The sequence below is a fragment of the Zhenhengia yiwuensis genome, from assembly GCF_014384995.1.
Lineage (GTDB): Bacteria > Bacillota > Clostridia > Lachnospirales > Cellulosilyticaceae > Zhenhengia > Zhenhengia yiwuensis.
Genome location: NZ_JACRSY010000043.1, coordinates 1 through 22,216, shown reverse-complemented (window position 1 = coordinate 22,216; position 22,216 = coordinate 1). Strand labels below are relative to the sequence as shown.

Sequence of the window (22,216 nt, the reverse complement as noted above, 5' to 3'; positions counted from 1 at the left end):
TGTAATGGCTCATAAGATTAATCCTTTCAATAGTAGTCTTCGCAAACACTATTTTACTAGGATTTTCTCTTATGAGTCATATTTTTTTTAGGTGTTGCACTTAGATTGTAAATTCAAGATGCAAAAAAACCACTCCCTTTTTGGTAATTGACATATACCATAAAAAAAGTGGTTCATAATATAGATGTATACCATAACTTAGGCTATTTTTTGATGTATACCATAACAATTTGTTATCTCAAAAACAGCCAAAACCATTGGTATTACTATATTCTTACTCTTCTTCAAAATTGTGATACACCTCTTGAACATCATCATCATCTTCAAGAAGATCCATCATCTTATTCCATGCTTTAAGATCAGCTTCTGCTGTAATAGTAGCTGATGTTTGTGGAACCATTGTGATTTCAGCTTGTGCCATTTCGATGCCAGCAGCTTCGATTGCAGCGTATACGTCTGAGAATACTTCTGGATCTGTTGTGATTGTGAAACCTTCTTCTTCTGCTTCGAAGTCATCTGCACCAGCTTCGATAGCCATCATCATAAGCTCATCTTCATCCATATCTGTAGCTTCTCTTTCGATTACGATTTGACCTTTTTTGTCAAATAAGAAAGATACACAGCCTGATGTACCCATGTTACCATTTCCTTTAGAGAATGCTGCACGTACGTTTGCTGCTGTACGGTTTTTGTTATCTGTAAGTGTCTCTACAATAACAGCCACCCCGTTTGGACCATAACCTTCATAAGTCATGTATTCGTAATGCACCGAACTATCTTCACCAGCTGCTTTTTTAATACTTCTTTGAATTGTATCATTTGGCATGTTATTTGATTTTGCTTTTGCAATAACATCACGTAATTTTCTATTTGTATTTGGATCAGAACCACCACCGTCTTTTACGGCTACTGCGATTTCACGACCGATTTTTGTAAATATTTTTCCTTTTGCTGCGTCATTTTTGCCTTTTTTATGTTTAATGTTGGCAAACTTTGAATGTCCTGACATATATTTATAAGCCTCCTTTAATTATACACTAACGTACATTCTAATTTTTCTTCAATATTGTACCATATTGTAGGGGCATGTATCAACTCTTTACAGGTCTTTCAATAAGAACATAGTCACCTTTTTCAATAGAAATCTCGGCATTCGTCTCATTAATAAGCCATTCTACAAAGGATTCTTCACTGCCCATCTCTACTTCTACCACAAAACGTACAACTTCTGTATAGGCTGTATCACGTATGATGTAAGACTTATCATTTAAGAGATACTGTACTTTTCCTGAAAGTGGATAAGTCATCTCTAAAGTGAAAAGGCATACGCGCATCTTTTCAATAAGCCCTGCTGCTAGTATACCTTCTTTAGCCCCTTTGCCATAGGCCCTTACAAGCCCACCTGTTCCAAGCAGTGTCCCACCAAAGTAACGGGTTACAACGATTAAAGTATCTTTAATATCTTGTCCCTTTAATACATCTAAAATAGGTTTTCCAGCTGTACCTTGTGGCTCTCCATCATCGCTAAAACGTTGAATCTCATTACGCTCTCCAATTTGATAAGCAAAGCAGTTATGTGTAGCATCCCAATATTTTTTACGCAGTTTAGTTAAAATTTCATCGGCTTCTTCTTGTGTGTGTACAGGAAAAACAGAGGCAATAAATCGTGATTTTTTTTCAACAATCTCTGCTTCACCAGATCCTGCAATTGTAATGTATCTGTCTAACATATGCACCACCTAATTTAATCTTTAACTTTATTTTAGCATAGTTTAGGCCTAAGAAAAAGTATAAAAAAACAGCCTAAATCGGCTGTTTTATTGGATGTAATCATCTAGGATTTCGGTCATGGAAGTAAGTGTTACCCTACTTTCTTGCATAAAGCGAGCAACTTTGGTGGCTTCATTATGTTCTTCTGTGAAATATTCGTAATCACACTCTATTAAATCCCCTGAGTATTGTTCTAAGGCAATACCATATTTTCTCTCTTTTTCAATAACAAAATACTTCACTTCAAGGTCCGATAAATTTGTCTTACCGACATAATATTTCGTATACACCATCTAAAGATCCCCCTTGATTTATATATATTCCTATTATAGGGGATAATAAAATATTTTCAAAGAAAAAGATATCGCAATTTATTAGGGTTTATGCTATAAATCGTCATATAAAAACTAATTTACTTAATAATTTTAGCCCGTTAAAGCTTTAAGTATTAAAATATACATGTTTTTGTCGAAAAAGATTGAAAACTTTTTCAATTAATCAATGCAATAATCTTTAATTTTATAAAATTTATCTTTGTGTATATAGCCTTTTAATACAATCCCTTCATTAACATATTCCTCTTCTAAACGTTCACCTTGTGCATGACAGAAAGCTACAAGTTCTGGAACTGAGTATGGTAATAAAATTTTGAAAGGCTGCATTGAGGCATAAAGCATCTCTTCTATAATACCTAATAAACCGTCTAGATTGATTTTGTTTTTAGCTGAAATTTCCACACTATGTGTACTGGTTTCATCTTTAGGGTAATGCCCTTCTACTTGATCAATTTTATTGTAGACTGTAATAATAGGGATATTAGTAATATCTAGTCTTTTTAGGGTTTCATGAACAACTTCATTATGTGTAGCTAAATGTTCAGAACTTGCATCCATTACATGCAAGATAATATCTGCATATTTAGCTTCTTCAAGTGTTGAATAGAAGGCTTTAACAAGATGATGAGGCAGTTTACGTATAAAACCTACTGTGTCTGTTAGCATAATTTCACTGCCACTTGGAAGTGTTGCCGAACGTGTTGTGGGATCAAGCGTAGCAAAAAGTTGATTTTCTGCGTAAACATCACTTTCACAAAGTGCATTTAATAAAGTAGACTTCCCTGCATTTGTATAACCTACAATAGCTACTACTGGTATATTATTCTTTTGTCTACGTGTACGAAGAAGCTGTCTATGTTTCTCAAACTCTTCAATTTCAGCTTGTAGTAATTCCATTCTAGTACGAATATGGCGCTTATCAAGTTCAAGCTTCTTTTCACCAGGACCTCTTGTTCCAATACCGCCACCTTGTTTAGAAAGCATTTCGCCAAATCCAGTAAGTCGTGAGTATTGATATTTAAGCTGTGCAATTTCAACTTGCAGTTTACCTTCTCTTGAACGCGCACGTTGCGCAAAGATGTCTAGGATGACAAGGGTACGATCCATTACTTTTACACCTAATTCAAGGGATAGATTGCGCATTTGAACAGGAGAAAGTTCATCATCTGATACAACGCCTGTTGCACCATGTAAGGCCACAAGCTCTTTAAGTTCTTCCACTTTACCTGTTCCGATATAATAACCTGGGTTAATACTGTCCACACGCTGAAGTACTTTAACCGCCGCTCTAGCCCCAGCAGTATTTACCAATTCTTCTAATTCATCTAAACTTTCCCAGGCATCATCTTCTTTAAGATTTTTCTTTTGTGCCGCAAATAGAATTACGACCTCTTCTTCTTTTCTTAATTCTTCCATAGTAGTCCTTTCTTAGTTACGCTCATGCGAGCTAAGTTCATTATTTTATAGTATACCAAATTTTTGCTTTTCCTATAAGGTCTTATATAGAAAAGGGTAAGTTTCTACGTGGAAACTTACCTTTTTATTTGTATTAAACTCTGAAGAGTAATTCACTATAAGTAGGAATTGGCCAGATTTTTTCATCTACAATTGTTTCTAATTTGTCCGCTACTTCACGTAATGCTTCCATTTTTGGAAGAACGTTGTTACGGAATGCTTGTGCTTTTTCAAGGCCTTCTTCAATTTGAATTGTTTCTTTGTGAACGATTTCAAGTTCATCAATAGCACGTTTAAGACTATTTAATAGCGTATTAAGCTCTGTGAGCATTTCACTTTGAGCATCAATATTAAATTTTTCAAGACTTGTCATAATACTTACATTTTGAGCAACTTGTGTCATGTAGTTAATTACAGCAGGCATAATTTGTGTTTTTGCCATACTAAGCATTGTACGTGCTTCAATGTTGATTGTTTTATAATATTCTTCGATAAGAATTTCATAACGAGAATGGAGTTCAACTTCACTAAACACTTTAAGTTTGCTAAATAAATCAATAGATTTTTGTGAGATAAGGGCTGGAATAACATCTACTGTTGATGTGTAATTTGGTAAACCACGTCTTGCTGCTTCTTCTACCCATTCTTCTGAGTAACCATTTCCATTGAAGATAATACGTCCATGATTTTTAAGTGCATGACGTACAATTCTATTAACTGCTTTTTGAAGGTCTTCTGCCCCTTCGAGTTTATCTGCAAACTCATGTAAAGTTTCAGCAACCATTGTATTCATAATAACGTTAGCTTCTGAAATACATCCTGAAGATGGGAACATTCTAAATTCAAATTTATTTCCTGTAAAAGCAAATGGAGATGTACGGTTACGGTCTGTTACTTCTTTTTTAAGTTTTGGAAGTGTTGCAACACCCATTTCCATTACTTCTTTTGTTAAATCATCCATCTCTTCTCCACGTGCAATGTGGTAAAGAAGTTCTGTAAGCTGATCACCTAAGAAAATAGAAATAATAGCTGGAGGTGCTTCATTCCCACCAAGACGATGATCATTTCCTGCAGTTGCAGCTGATAATCTTAAAAGATCAGCATGTTTGTCAACGGCTTCAATTGTTGCAGCTAAGAAAATAAGGAATGATAAATTTTCTTTTGGTTGTTTACCTGGTGAGAATAAGTTTATACCTGTATCTGTTACAAGGGACCAGTTATCATGTTTACCTGAACCATTTACACCTCTAAATGGTTTTTCATGAAGAAGACAAGCAAGATCATGACGGTTTGCTACTTTTTGAAGCACTTCCATAACAAGTTGATTTTGGTCAGATGCTACGTTTGCTGTTGCAAAAATAGGTGCAAGCTCGTGTTGTGCTGGGGCTACTTCATTATGTTTTGTTTTAGAAGGTACACCTAACTTCCAAAGTTCAATATCAATTTCACGCATGAACTTACCTATTTTCTCTTTAATACTTCCATAGTAGTGGTCTTCCATTTCTTGACCTTTTGGGGGCATAGCACCAAAGAGTGTACGACCTGTAAAGATAAGATCTTTACGTTGTTGATATTGGCGTTTGTCAACCAGGAAGTATTCTTGCTCTGCACCAATTGTTGTAATAACCTTTTTACTTTCTGTATCACCTAATGCACGAAGTACACGAAGTGCTGCTTCTTCAATAACTTCCATTGAACGAAGTAATGGTGCTTTTTTATCAAGCGCTTCACCAGTATGTGAATAGAATACTGTAGGAATGCAAAGTGCCACACCACTAATATCTTCTTTTAAGAAAGCTGGAGATGTACAATCCCATACTGTATAACCTCTTGCCTCAAAAGTTTGTCTAAGACCACCTGATGGGAAAGAAGAACCGTCAGCTTCTCCTTTAATAAGCTCTTTACCTGAAAACTCCATAATGACACGACCATCTGAAGTTGGAGATAAGAATGAGTCATGTTTCTCTGCTGTACGACCATTCATTGGTTGGAACCAATGAGTAAAATGTGTTGCACCATGCTCAATAGCCCAATCTTTCATAGCATTTGCTACAACTTCAGCTACACTTGGATCAAGTTCTAAGCCTTCATCAATTGTTTTATGTAACTGTTTGTAGGTTGATTTTGGAAGACGCTCACGCATTACCTTGTCATCAAATACATTTTTGCTAAATAGTTCAGATAATTTAATATTTTCCATCCTGTTAGCCCCTTTACAATAGTATTATGTTTATTAAAAAAGCGTCGCCTAATCGGTGACGCTTAATCCTACTTTTTTAATTAATATATCATTTATACCATATCATGACAACTCACAAAAATAGATAAAATTATAAACGGGTTAATTTTTCCCTTGTGCATAATGTCTAAGGAGCTAAATTGTAGCTAGTGTTTGGGGTTGCTGCATCAATGCCATCTAATACATTATTAGGGAGTACATTAACATAGTTTGGTGGAACTTTGCCTGAAACCATCTTATCAATAAGGACTATACGTCTTGAAATATGTATTTGATCTGCAAAAAGGGGTACAACGACTTGAACTGTTGTATCAATATCAAGCCATACTTTGTGATTAACTTGATTAATCCCTGCTGCCACAATTTCATTGTCATAATCTACCTTTACAGTACCTACTGGTAATACTTCAATAGTAATTTCAGGTCCTAAGTTAGCAAAAATACGGCTACCTGTTAAGTTTCCTAAAGGGACTTTAAAAGAAACGCTTCCTATTGTATCTAACTTATCGGCTATTTTATCAACGATATCTGCACAGAGTGTATTAATAAGGATAGAATTTACATTCCAGGATACAAGTTCCCCCGCATCATTATAGTCATAGCTAATTAAATCCTCTTCCGTTATCTGGGTACTTTCTAGGGACAAATTAACCGCCTCATTAATGGTTTTAGTAGCAATAGTAGTGGCTTCATGCTCTGCCATAGCTATAACTGTAGGCATAACTTCTCTATCTAACTGGATATAAATAACAATAAATATGGCAATAATAGCTAATACAGCTAATAAGCCTTGATAGTTATGCTCCTTATAACGCCTTCCACCTGATGATTTATATATATAAGTAGGTGCTTTAGGCGTTGGTCTATAACGATATTTATAACCTCTAAACATAAGCTGCCTCCTATTCAATGCTTTATTTTTAATATATTCATAGAAGGGACATTCCATGACAAGCATCATCTTAAATATTAAAGTTTAATGACTAATTTATAATACTACTTTCCTATTTATCTATTTAGTTTTATACTAATACATTATACTAAGGTATGTATTTCTTTTTGCGCTTACCTAGCATCTTTGGTATAATACCATATTGAGGAGGATGATAGATGAATTACTCTAAAGATTCATGTTCAAAAAAAATGCAGGATTCTAATAAAAATACAAAAAAGAAAAAGACAAAAAAAGCTAAAGTCACTACTTTTCGTGTCATAGTCATTACACTTGTCATTGGTCTTTTTGCTATTGTAGGTTCAGGACTTGGTATTTTAGTAGGTATCATTAAAAGTGCCCCTGATGTTTCTACAATTAATATTAAGCCCACGACAGATTATACGTCTTTTGTCTATGATGAAAATGGTACTGAAATCGATACGCTCTCAAGTGGTGAAAATCGTATTTATGCAAAACTTGACCAAATTCCCAAACATCTTCAAGAAGCTGTTATAGCCATTGAAGATGCTAGATTCTATGAGCATAACGGTATTGACTTATTAGGAATTATGCGTGCTATTGTAAAAAATTTAAAAGCAGGTGAAATTGTAGAAGGTGCAAGTACTATTACGCAGCAGGTTATTAAAAATAATGCCCTTACTAGCGATCAGACTTTCGTGCGTAAAATTCAAGAGCAATACCTTGCACTTCAAATTGATGCACTTTATGAAAAAGATCTTATCTTAGAATATTACTTAAATACAATGCCGCTAGGACATGGTACAAATGGTGTGCAAGCTGCAGCCAAACGTTATTTTGGCAAGGATGTTTCTGAGCTTACTCTAGCTGAAAGTGTTGTTATAGCTGGTATTACACAAGCACCTACAAGATATAGTCCAATTCGTAACCCTGAGAACAACTTTGAAAAATCTAAAGTTATTCTTTCTTATATGGTAGAACAGGGCTATATTACAGAAGAAGAAAGACAAGCTGCTTTACTAGAGAATCCTTATAAAAATATTCAAGAAGTGAATAATCAGTATGAACAGCAAGACTCTGTTCATAGTTACTTCGTAGATGCTGTCATTGAACAAGTTATTAGTGACCTTCAAACTAAAAAGGGCATGACAGCTACACAAGCAAATAACTTACTCTTTGGTGGTGGTGTTGAAATCTATACAACACTTAACCAAGATATGCAAAAAATTGTAGATGATAAGATGGATGATGACTCTCTCTTCCCTTCTTATAAAGAATATGTGATTAACTATAGTGCTACTATCACAAAAGCTGATGGCACAACTGTGAATAAATGGGCAGAGGGTGTTTTACAGTCTGATTCAGAAGCTGAAATAGAAAACTTCAAAAAAGCAAAGCAAGCTACCTGGGAACTTGCCGAGGGTGATACAATTGTTGAATCTGTACAGCTTGTACCTCAGGCCCAAGCTGCTTTCGTTATTATGGATCAATACAATGGTCATGTGAAAGCACTTTCAGGTGGACGTGGTGAAAAATATGGTGACCGTACTTTTAACCGTGCCACACAAGCTAAAAGACAACCTGGCTCTACGTTCAAAGTTCTTGCTTCTTATGCACCAGCACTTGATACAGGGCTCCTTTCTCCAGGTTCTATCATTGTCGATGAACCTTATACAATTGGTAAATATACTCCAAAAAACTGGAGAAGTTACTTTAAGGGACCTACTACAGTACGCGAAGGTATTTGGGACTCTATGAATATCTTAGCGGTTAAAGCTGTAGAGATGGTCGGTATTGAGACAGCTTACAACTATCTCCTTAACTTCGGTTTTACAACACTTTCTGACCAAGATAAAGTGTATGCACTTCCTCTTGGCGGTATTACAGATGGTGTAACCCCTCTTGAACTTAATGCTGCCTATGCTGCTATTGCCAATCAAGGGTCTTATACAAAACCTATTCTCTATACGCAAGTGTTAGATCGTGATAAACAAGTTCTTTTAGATAATTCTGTACCCGAAACACATACGGTTATTAAAGCTTCTACTGCTTCTATGCTAACAGATATGATGGAAGATGTTATTAAAATCGGTACAGGTGGTAAAGCTGGCGTAGGTCTTAATATGCCTGTAGCAGGCAAAACAGGGACAACATCTGATAATAAAGACTTTATCTTTGCTGGTTATACACCATACTATACTGCAACTGTATGGATGGGCTATGACAGACCACAACCTTTTACTAATAAAAGTGCTCACTTAAATCTTTGGGCAAGCATTATGTCAGAAATTCATAAAAACCTGCCTAAGAAAGAATTTGAATTAATAACGACAGGTTATACTAAAACAAGTATTTGTGCAGCATCAGGTAAGATTCCAACAGAACTTTGTAAATTAGACCCGGAACACAAAATTGTATCTGATTACTTCCAGAAAAATCATGCTCCTACTGAGGAATGTGATATTCACGTACAAGAACAGGTATGTACAGTATCGGGTAAGATTGCTACAGAGTTCTGTCCTGAAGAAACTGTTAAAACACGCGTTGTTACACGTACATCATCTAGTCAAGTAAAACCTGAAGACTTATGTGATGTACACACTCAGGCATTGGTACCGGAGGAACCAGAACTTCCAGAACTTGAAGGATGGCCTTGGCCAGACGAGCCATCCCAAGAAAACCCAGAAGAAACTCCAACACCACCAATAGAAACTCCAGAAGAAACCCCAGTAACACCTGAAACACCTTCTACTGATAATCCAGATGGCGAAAATGGTTTCTTCATTCCACAAAGTTAAAATAAAAAGGTTCAAGCTTATAAGCTTGAACCTTTTTATTTTAACTTTTAATCTAGCCTTGGTTTAGTTCCTACTTTAATGACCTCTCCCCTAGCCTTATAATAACTTGTATTAATAAGTTCTTTTGAAACGAGTTCACCATTCTTATACATAAGGCGATACAGTTTTACCGTCTTACCTTCAAGTGGTGTGGTCTCTTGAATTTCCTGGTCCTCATATAAGGTATCATCTTCCTTATAGATTGTTGGAGGTGGTGGTGTTGTCTTAATGAGTTCAGAACTAAATTTAACTTCATCATAAGGTAACTTTAATGCAGCATCTCCAAATAGATTCACAATAATCTTATTATCTTCACAGTAGCTCTCTACAAATAAAGGATATTGTGAGTTATTCCTAAACTTAAAGTCTATAAGTTCTGATGCATAAGTAGCATCTCTGCCTAATGGTACATAAGCTACAGGTAAAGAGTGGTTTGCACGTGATATAATTTCTATATCACTTAATAAAAGTGCATTATAAAGAGTAGATGCAATTTGGCATACACCACCACCTATTCCCTCCTCTAACTTTCCATTTACAATGACTTTAGAAGCTTTATAACCTGCATCTGGGGTAATAGGTTCCAATTTGCTCCCAAGTGAAAAGCTCTCACCTGGATTCAATTTTGCATTAATTTTAGATGCTGCAATAGCAAGGTTTTGATTACGGTCTTGATCAGCATTATTATATGAAGTAGAAAAGCTAGCAAGTGGTGTTTGGGCTTTTTCAAGTTCCTTAGCAGTTACAGCTGGGGTTACTTCTTTCATAACGATTTGAATAGGCCTAATAGGAAGCTCATTAGCCGTTAACATATCATAAATAATACTGGCTGTAGCTTGACTATCTAATGCATAACCTATTTGCTCTGGTGTTACGTAAAACTGCCTATTCTTTCTTTCAATCGTTGCATCTATAGGTGCTTCCTCAAAAAGATGCGCTTGTACTTCTAAGGCTTTTTCAATCTCTGATAAATCATATGAGGTTTGAACGAGATAATGTATGGACTCTAAAGCAGTATTTTTAGAAGCTAGAAAACGTTTGAATATATGTCCCTCATGGCCTGGTGTATAAGCATCTTGTAAAACTTCGTCTAAGTTGCTCGTTGGATTAAATGTATCTAAAGATAAATGTATTTGTTTATCCTTATTAAATAAAGTAATAAAATGTTCCTCATTATAGGTGTTAAGCTGCTCTTTAATCTTTATGAGGGCTTCTTCTTGTGTAAGGCCTCCTATAGCTACATCATTCACATAAATATGATTTGCAAAGACAAGATTATATTGTGTAACTTCATGATACACATAAATAGCTGCTGCGCCTATTCCAATAAAAATGAGGATTAGCATAACGACTAAACTAACTTTAAGCTTTTTCTTTTTGTCAGTTGCCATAGTCCGCCTCCTCTATAAGCTTCTATACCTATTCTGACTTTAATAAGCAAATTGACCTAGCACACCTAGTATCATAAGAAAGGCCAAGAAAAGACTAATTCCTGCTACAATACCTTTTTTATTTTTATTAAATGCACTATAAATATTAAAAGATTGTTTCTTTTTACCTTTTTTGTTTGTCTTTTGAACTTTCATTTTTTTCCTCCCGAGATAATAAATGATGTTTAATACAATACATATAATCTACTACTTTTTGACCATTTTTGAAACGTATAAAAGCTTTAGAACCATCTAACTTTACAACTTTACCCTGCCCATACATTTTATGTTTGATACAGTCACCTTCTTTAAGTGTAATCTTTGGTGTTAGTGTTTCCAAAATAAAAGGAGAACTTTCTGCTTTTTTCTGATATCTATTTTTTGGAATATATAAGTACAGTCTTTCTTTAGCTCTTGTTAAAGCCACATAGAAAAGCCGCCTTTCTTCTTCTACTTGAGTATCACTTAAACTTTTACTATGTGGAATAACACCATCTAAGATATCAATGATAAAAACTGCGCCGAACTCTAATCCTTTAGCACTATGCATAGTAGTCAGCGTCAATGCATCATGACCTTTTTGGCGTGAGCTTTGCTTCACGCTCATAGAAATAGCATATAAAGCTTCCTCCCACTCCTCAACACATGCATACTCCCTTGCAGAATCTTCAAGTTCTAGGAGCATATTTACCAAACCTTCACTAGGTATTTTACGGTAAGCTGCATATTCTATAAGATACTTTTCATAGCCTATAGTATGCCGGATGTAAGGAATAGCTTCTTTTAACGTAAGGGTCTTTAATCTTTGTAAATTAAAAATAAGTTCCTCAATACGATCTTTTTGAAGTCTACTAAGAAGGTCTGATTCTAAAAGATTCTTGAGTAAATTTCCACCCTTTTTCCTTGCATCTTCTAAAGCAAGCTTACTAATATAACGAGTAGGCCTATTAATAATTTGGAGAAGCCTTTCGCTATCTTCTATATTGTATGCTAAATGTAAATAGGCAAGAATATCTTTTGTCATCCATTGATCATATAAAGTTACCATAGCATCCTTAATAATAAATGGAATCTGCACAGTACGTAAAGCTTCAATAAGTGGTCTTGCTTGTATATTGGTACGGTAGATAATAGCACACTCTTTTAAAGGTAATCCAGCTGCATTTAGCTTTAAAATTTCCTTTAGTACAAGACTTGCCTGTTCTTTTGCATCTTCACAGTAAGTAACAATAGGCTTATCTCCTTCTATATGAGCAGCATGCATGATTTTCTCATATCTATTTATATTATACCCTATTAAACTATTACTGTAACGTAAAATATTTGGCGTAGATCTATAGTTAACATCCAAGATAATCTTCTGAACAGGGTTAAAGTATTCTTCAAAAGAAAGTAAAAACTCAGGTTTAGCGCCTCGAAATTGATAAATACTTTGGTCATCATCACCGACAACAAATAGGTCAGTATGCCTGCTACTTAAAAGTTTAATGATTTCAAACTGTACACAGTTAATATCTTGAAATTCATCAATAAGAATATGTTTATATTTAGATTGATAGAAAGTAAGAATATGTGGATCATTTCTTAACAAATAATAAGTGTGCACAAGCATATCATCAAAATCAAATAGTCCATGACGTTCTTTATACTGCTCATAGCTATTGAATACTTTTAAAAATACTTCTTTAGAAATACCATCAGGATTATAGTATTTAGGTTGAATCAGTTGATTAGTCATAAGCGTTAGATGCCCTAAAAAGACTTCTATAAAATCTTCATAAGCATCCCCTGTGTCCATACCTTGATAAATTTTCTCAATAACTTGTCTTTTTTTATCTTCACTGATTAGACGTTCTAAAGCGTAACGATTAGGATCTGCCTTTCTAAGCATACGATAAAACACAGAGTGGAAAGTCCCAAAAGTAACCCCAGTTTGATGCGTGGCCTTTAAATAACGCCCTTTCATTTCTTCTGCAGCAGCCTTAGTAAAGGTAATAACAAGTATATGTTGAGGCTGGCACTGAAGATGACTAATCATATAACGTACACGTTCAGTAATAACAAAGGTTTTGCCAGAACCAGGACCAGCGATCACCATTGTAGCACCAAGGGGCATCTCTACAGCTTGTTTTTGATTAGAATTAAGTTGTTTTGTTTCCATATGATTACATCTTTCATTTATAAGTTTTTCTTTTTTCATTATACTCTTTTCTTTTATTTAAAATCAATTTGTATTATAATAAATATAGTTTTTGTACGCTAGTTAAAGAGAAAGAATTAATTTTTAAGTATGTTCCTACTATTAGTCACCTTTTCTATTCTCATATTATTGACTATAGAGAGGCATAAAATACCATATCTTAATAGCCAGCTTATCAAGCTGTTGGATTTAAAAATTTTTCTAATGTAGGCATCTAAATGCATTACTGAATAACGTACTTTCATGTAAAATCTTAAATATGAATAAACTTTTTATCATTTTATGAATGAATTGATTGAGTATGCGGTATGATTATAAGAAGAAAATGCATACAAATCATGTTAAACTGAATTAAGAGGGTGTAAAAATGAATATAGGTATATTTACAGATACGTATTTGCCACAAATTAACGGTGTTGTAAGTTCTATTGTAACACTAGAACAACAGCTTATTGCACAAGGTCATAACGTTTATATTTTTACGATTAGCCATCCACAGGCACATGATGATAAACCTTATGTCTATCGTATTCCTAGCTTACCTTTTGTCTTCTTAAAAGACCATCGCGTAGGTATTATTTATTCGACCAAACTTGTACGTCGTGTAAAAAAACTAAAACTAGATATTATTTTATCTCAAACGGAATTCTCTTTGGGCTTTTTAGCAAAACTTATTTCTAAACAAATCCATGTACCTATTGTACATACTTACCATACTATGTATGAAGAATATATGCATTATATTTCAAAGGGTGTTGAATTTTCTCCAGAACTTGCACGTAAATACAGTAAGATGTTTTGTAATAGTGTAGATGGTATTGTAGCACCTACAGAAAAAACGCGTGATTTACTTCTTAGCTATGGGGTGAAAAAGCCTATTGAAGTTATTCCAACAGGTATTAACTTTACACCATTTCATCCTAGTCGTTATACAAAAGAGGAAATTAGTAGCTTAAAAATACAATTTAGTCTAGACCCTACTGCTCCTACCATCCTTTTTGTAGGTCGTGTTGCTAAAGAAAAAAGCATCGATGTTGTCCTTCACGCACTTCCTGAAGTTATTAAACAAGTACCTCATGCACAACTTTTCATTGTTGGTGATGGCCCGGAGATGACTCACTTAAAAGAGCTAACTCAAACATTGCATCTAGAGGAACATATTATTTTTGCAGGGCTTCAGCCTTGGCAAACTATTGGCAAGTTTTATCAGCTAGGAGATGTATTCGTAAGTGCTTCTGTTTCAGAAACACAAGGGCTGACTTTTGCAGAAGCTATGGCCGCTGGTCTACCGGTTGTAGCTAAACATGATGAAAGCATCGAGGGACTTGTTATTGATGATTATAACGGCAAGAAATTTACTACAACAGAAGAACTTTCTATAGCCCTCATTAAACTGCTTCAAGATGAAAGTTATAGAAAAACTCTATCTGTTCATGCTATGAGTTCAGTTGCCCCACTTTCTGATGAAATCTTTGGAAAAAATGCTTTGACCTATTATGAAAAAATTCTTGCACTTAATGAACAAGATCAGAAAAAAGATAAGAAGAAAGTTGATAAAGCTACCAAAAAAATAGAAACAAAAATCCGTAAAAAAAGACGTGTTCAATAGAACACGTCTTTTTCATTTAATACATATGCCCCTTCTCTAATGCTTCTTTAGCTTCCTCTGTCAAGTCATCCATTCTTTTACTAAGTCCATATGGACAAAGAGCTAGAAACATACAATCCATACATTTAGGTGCTCTGGCTGTACAAATGGCTCGTCCATGAGCAATAACTTGCGTATTATAACGAATCCAATGCTCTTTAGGAAGCTTCTTCATAAGATCCATTTCAATAGCTACAGGATCTGTACATAAAGTTATTCCCCATCTAATAGAGATACGCTTAACATGGGTATCGACCACCACACTTGGAATCTTAAAGATATTACCCCTCACAACATTAGCTGTCTTACGCCCCACTCCTGCAAGTTCAGTAAGTGCATCAAGGTCTTGTGGCACTTCACCACCATATTGTTCATAAATAGTCGTTGCACAAGTTTTAATATTTTTAGCCTTATTTTTATAAAACCCTGTACTTTTTACATCTTGCTCAAGCTCTTTTAAATTAGCCATAGCAAAGTCTTGGGCTGATTTATATTTAGCGAATAAATCCTTTGTTACAATATTGACTCTATCATCTGTACACTGTGCACTTAAAATAGTCGCAATAAGTAATTGCAGAGGATTTTCATGGTCTAAGTAACATTTTACATCTTTCTCATAATACTTATCTAATATATCAAGTATAGCTTGTATACGTTTTTTTTCTGTCATAGGCTACTCCTTATAGCTTAATAGGTCTAAAATGAGTTTTCTGTTCTGTATAATCAAAGAGTACTGGACTAGGCTCCTCTAATTTAGCATTATTTTTATATACATTATAGCTGAACCATTCCATGTGCATACGTCTTAAACGTTGTCTTGAAGTCCAGTTTGCACTCACCCCAAGGTGTTCAATCATATATTCATCATCTCGAATAATAGCGTTAGCTTGTTCTCTATAGGGTGCTTGATCAAGGGTCATAAGTTCTTCAGGTACTTCTTTTACCATTTCATGCAGGTACCAATCAAAACGAATCAGCTCTTTAAGAAGATCTAGATTAACACCTTCTATATCTTTTGCAAATGGTACCAGTAAGGTATAATACGCTGCTTTCTTATGTGGAATCTTATCATAATCATTAGCTTCCCAATAATGTGCTAATGCTTCGTAAAAATCAAATGGTGAATTAAATAAAGTATAGAGATATTCTAAAGTATGTTTGAAACGCTCACTATTATAATATCTTTCCACCATTTCCTCTATTCCATGCAATATAAGTAATTCTTTAAAACTTAGTTCATTTGTATAAAGTACTTCATATGGCGCTTTAGGGCTGTAGACAATACCATATTTTTCTGCATTTTTTCTTAGTCCTGAACCTTTAAGAAGTTTTAAGAAACCAAGTTGGAATTGTTCGGGTCTAAGTGAAATAACATCATTAAATGAATGTCTAAATAAAGCATAATCTTCATAAGGAAGACCTGCAATAAGGTCAAGATGCTGATGAATATTGCCAAGAGCCTTGATTTTAAGAGCAATTTCTTTAATATCTTCAAATGGCATTTTACGGTCAATAACCGTTAAAACATCCATATTAGTAGACTGTACACCAATTTCAAACTGGATAAGACCAGGTCTTGCATCTTTTAATACTTCTAAACATGCATCATCTAATAGTTCAGCTGCTATTTCAAAATGGAAGTTGGTATAACCATTGTCATGTTCAATAACATACTGCCAGATTGCGCGTGCAAAGGCCTTACGTGTATTAAATGTACGGTCTACAAACTTAATTTGCTTAACTCTTTGATCAAGGAAATACTGAAGTTCGTTTAACACACGTTCAAGAGGCATAAAACGTACCCCTTTTTCTATAGAGGATAGGCAGTACTGGCAGTTAAATGGACATCCTCTAGATGCCTCATAATAAATAATTTTATGTTCAAGTCCTGAAAGATCATCATAAACAAAAGGTAAATTAGCAAGGTCCATAAGAGCCCTTGCTTGATTACGCACTACTTCTCCCTTTTCGTTACGATACACAATACCTTTAATCTCTTCCAGTACTATATCTCCATCAATAAGATGCTTAAGGTACTCATACCAAGTTTCTTCACCTTCATTTTCAATGACTAAGTCAATAGGCAATCTTTCAAATAAAGCTTCACTATTATAAGAAACTTCAGGACCACCTAGTACAATTTTTGTATTTGGTAAGACTTTTGTTAAAATAGGTAGTAGTTCTTCAATTAAATCCATATTCCAAATATAGCAAGATAATCCTAATACATCTGGTTGTTTATTGTAGAGCTGTTTAATAATTTCATGCATTTCATGATTGATAGTAAGTTCTAATACCTCTAAATGTTCTTTATAGTCACTGCAGTAACCTTCAATTAATCTTAATGCTAATGATGAATGAATATATTTAGCATTAAATGATACAAGTAGTATTTTCACAATGTATAATTCCCTTCCTTTGTAACGTTAACTTTATTATATCACGTTTTAAAGCTTGCAAAAAGCGACTCAAATTTGTTATACTATTTTATACAATTTATCAAAAAAGAGAGCTGAGGATAGAATGGAAGAGAAAAAACATGTTTCATTTGATGTTGTAAAGGAAACACTTCCTAAGAAAAAGAAAGTACATTACGAATGGGAAAAGCCTCAAAATCATGTTCTTGAACCCTGGCACTTTAGTACTGTTTCTTTAACTTTAGATATACTTATTTTGATGATGTACTTATTTGTAGATCAGTGGATAGCCCTTCAAATTCCACTTGGTTATACAGGGCTTTTATTAAGTGTTATAAGTATTATAATGAGCTATCTTCTTCTTAAAAGAAAAAAATGGTCTATAAGTATTATACGTTATACACAGATTATAAATCGTCTAGCCATTGGCATTACAGCTATTATGATCTTGCTTACAGTATTCATTTCTGCTTAAAACAAAAAAGCACTGCTTTAGCAGTGCTTTTTTGTTTAGATTTAATTAATAGTTAGGTGTAGCAATTGGTGTTGTATTAGTATTTGAACCATAACCTGTAGTACCATTGTTATATGTTCCCATACCGTAACCATTGTTATAACCTGTGCCATAGCCATCATAGTAACCATTATAACCATAACCGTTACCATAGCCATAACCATCATAACCAGTTGTAGAATCGTAACCTGCTGCACAACCTACAAATGATAAAATTCCTACTACTGCTAACATTAACATCAATGCTTTTTTCATATTGCATTACTCCTTTGCTGTTTAAATGTTATGAGTTTAGTATAAGCAAAGTGCAATATTTTATACTCCCTGTTCAAACAAGTTATTTTTTTAATTTTTCATGAATAGCATGAGCTGCTTTTTTACCGGCTCCCATAGCAAGAATAACTGTTGCAGCACCCGTTACAACATCTCCACCTGCATAAACATTCTCTTTACTTGTCTCCATTGTTTCTTCATTAACGATAATGCCACCCCATTTTTGTACATCAAGTCCAGGTGTTGTACTACGAATAAGTGGATTTGGACTTTGTCCAATGGCAATAATAACTGTATCCATATCAAGAAGGTGTTCACTACCTTCTTGTACAACAGGTCTTCTTCTTCCAGATGCATCTGGCTCACCAAGTTCCATATTGACACATTCAATATGACTTACCCTACCTTCTTTGCCATGGATCTTAACTGGATTACAAAGTAGCTTAAAAATAATTCCTTCTTCTTTAGCATGATGAATTTCCTCACGTCTTGCAGGAAGCTCTTCTTCTCCACGTCTATAAATAATATAAACCTCATCAGCACCTAAACGTTTAGCTGTACGTGCGGCATCCATAGCTACGTTTCCACCACCTACTACTGCCACTTTACTACCTACAAAAATAGGTGTTGGATGATTTGGAAAATCATAGGCTTTCATTAAATTAGAACGTGTTAAAAACTCATTGGCAGAATAAACACCATTTAAGTTTTCACCTTCTATATGCATAAAGTTTGGAAGTCCTGCGCCACTCCCTACGAATATAGCACTATATCCTTCCTCTATTAGTTCATCAATAGTAATGCTTTTTCCAATAATAACATTTTTTTCAATTCGTACGCCTAAGTCTACAATTTTTTGGACTTCTTTTGCCACAAGTTCTTTAGGTAATCTAAACTCTGGAATACCATAAACAAGTACACCACCAACTTCATGCAATGCTTCAAATAAAGTAACTTCATAGCCCATCTTTGCAAGTTCACCTGCACAAGTTAATCCTGCTGGTCCTGCTCCTACAACAGCTACTTTAATCCCATTAGACCCTGCTTTTTCTATTGTTATATCTGTATGGTTCATAACATAATCTGCTACAAAACGCTCAAGTCGTCCAATAGCAACAGATTCTCCTTTTTTGCCACGAATACATTTACCCTCACATTGATTTTCCTGTGGACACACACGTCCACATATAGCAGGAAGCGCATTTTCAGAAGTAATGACTTCATAAGCTTTTTCAAAATCTCCCTTCGCCACTTCTTCTATAAACTCAGGAATAGGCACATTAACAGGGCATCCAGCAACACAGAAGCGTTGTTTACAATGTAAGCATCTTGTTGCCTCTTCTATAGCCATATCTTCCGTATAGCCTCGAGCCACTTCTTCAAAATTTTTATTACGAATATCTGGTGCCTGTTCAGGCATTTTTACTTTATCTAATCGCATATTAGGCATTTGTTCCACCCCCAAGTTTAAGGTTGCAAATATGTTGTTCTTGTTTCTTATACATAGATTGTCTTCTCATGGCCTCATCAAAATCTACTTCAAATCCATCAAAGTCAGGTCCATCTACACAAGCAAATTTTGTTTGTCCACCTACAGTGACACGGCATCCCCCACACATACCTGTTCCATCGATCATAATAGGATTCATAGATACCATAGTTGGTATATTTAAAGGTTTCGTCACACTTACAACAGCCTTCATCATTGGAAGTGGACCAATTGCAATGACTTCATCATACTGACGTCCTTTAGCAAGTAATTCGTTGAGGACAGTTGTTACAAATCCTTTTGTTCCAAGTGAACCATCGTCTGTAGCAAAGAATAATTCGTTACTTACTGCTTTAAACTCATCTTGTAAAATAACATAATCTTTATCTCGTCCACCTAGAATAACATCACAACTTACACCTTGAGCTTGTAACTCTTTAATCTGAGGATAAAGTGGTGCTGCACCTACACCTCCACCTATGCCAAGTACGCGACGTTTTGAATTATGTAATACAGATGCCACACCTAATGGCCCTGCAAAATGTGCAAGGGTGTCACCAACTTCTTTTTGAGCTAATTTCTGAGTAGAATAACCTACAATCTGATAGATAATAGATACAGTTTCTTTTTCTCTATCATAATCCTGAATAGTTAACGGAATACGTTCATCCCCTTCTTCTACACATAAAATGATAAATTGTCCTGGCATGCACTTACGTGCTACAAACGGTGCATGAATGACCATTTTTTCTACTAAATGATTAAGTTTTTGTTTTGCTACTATTTTATACACGATAGCCTCCTATACAACCTGTAGTATTCTTATATCGACTTTAACATTTAAATCTATATACTTTCTCCCTTACTTCTATATGTTCGCATAAAACATTATATTATAATAAATTTATAATGCATAGATAAAATTCTAAAAAAAATAAAAACTCCCTTATAGGGAGTTTTTATTAATAAGCAACGCCTTGCATATACATAGCATCTGCTACTTTTAAGAAACCTGCTATATTGGCACCTAATACATAATTATCTGCATCCCCATATTCTGTAGCCGCTCTACGTGCACTTGCATGAATGTCTTTCATAATATCCTGAAGTTTTGCATCTACTTCTTCAAATGACCAGTTATAACGCATGCTGTTTTGAGACATTTCTAACCCAGAAGTTGCAACCCCACCTGCATTGGCTGCTTTACCTGGTCCAAAGAGTATTTTATGTGATAAGAATAAATCAACTGCTTCAGGTGTACATGGCATATTGGCCCCTTCTGCAACAGCTTTAATACCATTTTCAATAAGCACCTTAGCATCTTCCCCATGTAATTCATTTTGTGTTGCACAAGGCAATGCAATATCACAAGGAATTTGCCAAATACCTCTGCAACCTTCTGTATAAGTTGCGGCTGTTCTAACTTTTACATATTCATAAATACGTTTTCTATCTACTTCTTTAATTTGTTTCATTAAATCAATATCGATACCTTCTGGATCATGAATATAACCATTTGAATCACTCATAGCTACAACTTTAGCCCCCAGTGCCATAGCTTTTTCAGCAGCATAAATAGCTACATTTCCAGAACCTGAAATAACAACCGTTTTATTTTCAAAGGAGTCATTTCTTGTTTTAAGCATTTCAGCTGTAAAGTAACAACAACCATAGCCTGTTGCTTCTTTTCTTACAAGAGAACCACCATAAGTTAGGCCTTTTCCTGTTAATACTCCTGTAAACTCATTCCTTAAACGTTTGTACTGACCATACATATACCCGATTTCACGTGCACCTACACCAATATCTCCAGCTGGTACATCTGTATCTTGTCCAATATGTTTAGCGAGTTCTGTCATAAAGCTTTGGCAAAAACGCATAATCTCATTATCCGATTTACCTTTAGGATCAAAGTCACTACCACCTTTACCACCACCCATAGGTAAACCTGTTAAGGAGTTCTTAAAAATCTGTTCAAATCCTAAAAATTTAATAACCCCTAAATTAACTGAAGGATGGAAACGTAGACCCCCTTTATAAGGTCCAATAGCACTATTAAATTGTACTCTAAAACCTCTATTGACTTGAACTTTTCCTGTATCATCTACCCATGAAACTCTAAATATAATAATTCTTTCTGGCTCTACAATACGTTCAAAAATACCTGCATCTACAAATTTAGGATTTTTTTGTGCTACAGGTTCCATACATAATAAAACCTCTTTCACTGCTTGATGAAATTCAGGTTCTGCTGGATGATTTGCTACTACACGTTGCATAAGATTTTCCATATATTTGGTACAAAATGCCATAATGCGCCTCCTTATAATATGTAGATTTAAACTTCAAATATCTTATAATTTTATACTAGTATATTAACATATTATTGAAAAATTGCAAGAGTGATTGAATTGTTTTTCACATCTTTGTGGATTCATAAATATAAATACGGTAATTTTTTATACTATATCATTAAATATGAATTAAATATTAAAAAAACTTTCATTTTATCATAAAAAGGATGATGCTACCTTTTTAGTAGACACGGTAAAAAAGACCGTGTCTATTTTTATGATGTTAGTCTTAAACGAACATTATTATATTTTTCTAACCACTTCTCAACTAATGATATATATTCCTTTAGATTGGCTATATTATAGCTATAGAGTGTTTCACGTTTTAGAGAACTATGAAAA

At 34.6% G+C, this 22,216-nt stretch carries 18 protein-coding genes; 3 read left to right on the top strand and 15 right to left on the bottom strand.

The features are described from left to right. Positions 1-274: 274 nt before the first annotated feature. The 6 genes from H8718_RS17435 to yunB all read right to left on the bottom strand — a co-directional run bounded on the left by H8718_RS17435 (position 275) and on the right by yunB (position 6,691). Positions 275-1,009 (bottom strand): YebC/PmpR family DNA-binding transcriptional regulator, encoded by a 735-nt coding sequence (locus H8718_RS17435; protein ID WP_249334126.1) that lies wholly within the window; start codon positions 1,007-1,009, stop codon positions 275-277. A gap of 82 nt (positions 1,010-1,091) precedes the next feature. Next, positions 1,092-1,730 carry a YigZ family protein gene (locus tag H8718_RS17430; protein ID WP_177670064.1) on the bottom strand — a complete coding sequence of 213 codons (639 nt, stop codon included), beginning with the start codon at positions 1,728-1,730 and terminating at the stop codon, positions 1,092-1,094. An 87-nt stretch (positions 1,731-1,817) separates the two neighbouring features. Then, positions 1,818-2,063, bottom strand: coding sequence for a DUF6514 family protein (locus H8718_RS17425; protein WP_249334124.1), 246 nt, complete (start codon positions 2,061-2,063; stop codon positions 1,818-1,820). 201 nt (positions 2,064-2,264) lie between these two features. Continuing rightward, positions 2,265-3,521, bottom strand: coding sequence for a GTPase HflX (gene hflX, locus H8718_RS17420; protein ID WP_249334122.1), 1,257 nt, complete (start codon positions 3,519-3,521; stop codon positions 2,265-2,267). Between the two features lie 133 nt (positions 3,522-3,654). Continuing rightward, positions 3,655-5,760, bottom strand: a complete 2,106-nt coding sequence (locus H8718_RS17415; RefSeq protein ID WP_249334119.1) for a glutamine synthetase III family protein — start codon at positions 5,758-5,760, stop codon at positions 3,655-3,657. 166 nt (positions 5,761-5,926) lie between these two features. Then, entirely contained in the window at positions 5,927-6,691 is a 765-nt protein-coding gene (gene yunB / locus H8718_RS17410; protein WP_177670056.1) for a sporulation protein YunB, read from the bottom strand. Positions 6,692-6,909: 218 nt separating this feature from the next. Between yunB and H8718_RS17405 the strand changes: the two genes are divergently transcribed. Next, positions 6,910-9,510 carry a transglycosylase domain-containing protein gene (locus H8718_RS17405; protein ID WP_249334117.1) on the top strand — a complete coding sequence of 867 codons (2,601 nt, stop codon included), beginning with the start codon at positions 6,910-6,912 and terminating at the stop codon, positions 9,508-9,510. A 47-nt stretch (positions 9,511-9,557) separates the two neighbouring features. On the opposite strand, the gene H8718_RS17400 is transcribed toward H8718_RS17405, so the two are convergent. The 3 genes from H8718_RS17400 to H8718_RS17390 are packed head-to-tail and all read right to left on the bottom strand — an operon-like array spanning position 9,558 to position 13,140. Further along, complete coding sequence (locus H8718_RS17400; protein ID WP_249334115.1) at positions 9,558-10,940, bottom strand: VanW family protein; 1,383 nt, start codon at positions 10,938-10,940, stop codon at positions 9,558-9,560. 39 nt (positions 10,941-10,979) lie between these two features. Continuing rightward, on the bottom strand, positions 10,980-11,135 hold the full coding sequence (locus H8718_RS17395) for a hypothetical protein (protein ID WP_249334113.1): 156 nt from the start codon (positions 11,133-11,135) through the stop codon (positions 10,980-10,982). Beyond that, positions 11,104-13,140 carry an ATP-dependent helicase gene (locus H8718_RS17390; protein ID WP_249334111.1) on the bottom strand — a complete coding sequence of 679 codons (2,037 nt, stop codon included), beginning with the start codon at positions 13,138-13,140 and terminating at the stop codon, positions 11,104-11,106. The genes H8718_RS17395 and H8718_RS17390 overlap by 32 nt, the downstream gene beginning before the upstream one ends. Before the next feature lie 406 nt (positions 13,141-13,546). Between H8718_RS17390 and H8718_RS17385 the strand changes: the two genes are divergently transcribed. After that, positions 13,547-14,788: a glycosyltransferase family 4 protein gene (locus H8718_RS17385; protein WP_249334109.1), complete on the top strand. Its 1,242-nt coding sequence runs from the start codon at positions 13,547-13,549 to the stop codon at positions 14,786-14,788. 16 nt (positions 14,789-14,804) lie between these two features. Here the strand turns inward: H8718_RS17385 and nth are convergent, their stop codons facing one another. After that, positions 14,805-15,497, bottom strand: a complete 693-nt coding sequence (gene nth, locus H8718_RS17380; protein WP_249334108.1) for an endonuclease III — start codon at positions 15,495-15,497, stop codon at positions 14,805-14,807. A gap of 10 nt (positions 15,498-15,507) precedes the next feature. After that, positions 15,508-17,226, bottom strand: coding sequence for a B12-binding domain-containing radical SAM protein (locus H8718_RS17375; protein ID WP_249334106.1), 1,719 nt, complete (start codon positions 17,224-17,226; stop codon positions 15,508-15,510). A gap of 124 nt (positions 17,227-17,350) precedes the next feature. On the opposite strand from H8718_RS17375, the gene H8718_RS17370 reads away from it, so the two are divergent. Then, positions 17,351-17,719, top strand: a complete 369-nt coding sequence (locus H8718_RS17370; protein WP_177670041.1) for a hypothetical protein — start codon at positions 17,351-17,353, stop codon at positions 17,717-17,719. A 45-nt stretch (positions 17,720-17,764) separates the two neighbouring features. On the opposite strand, the gene H8718_RS17365 is transcribed toward H8718_RS17370, so the two are convergent. The 4 genes from H8718_RS17365 to gdhA form a co-directional block, all read right to left on the bottom strand. Then, complete coding sequence (locus H8718_RS17365; protein ID WP_249334104.1) at positions 17,765-18,013, bottom strand: hypothetical protein; 249 nt, start codon at positions 18,011-18,013, stop codon at positions 17,765-17,767. Positions 18,014-18,095: 82 nt separating this feature from the next. Continuing rightward, positions 18,096-19,481 carry an NADPH-dependent glutamate synthase gene (gene gltA / locus H8718_RS17360; protein WP_177670037.1) on the bottom strand — a complete coding sequence of 462 codons (1,386 nt, stop codon included), beginning with the start codon at positions 19,479-19,481 and terminating at the stop codon, positions 18,096-18,098. Further along, positions 19,474-20,313, bottom strand: a complete 840-nt coding sequence (locus H8718_RS17355; protein ID WP_177670035.1) for a sulfide/dihydroorotate dehydrogenase-like FAD/NAD-binding protein — start codon at positions 20,311-20,313, stop codon at positions 19,474-19,476. The genes gltA and H8718_RS17355 overlap by 8 nt, the downstream gene beginning before the upstream one ends. A 169-nt stretch (positions 20,314-20,482) precedes the next feature. Next, positions 20,483-21,832: an NADP-specific glutamate dehydrogenase gene (gene gdhA, locus H8718_RS17350; protein ID WP_249334102.1), complete on the bottom strand. Its 1,350-nt coding sequence runs from the start codon at positions 21,830-21,832 to the stop codon at positions 20,483-20,485. Positions 21,833-22,216: the final 384 nt, after the last annotated feature.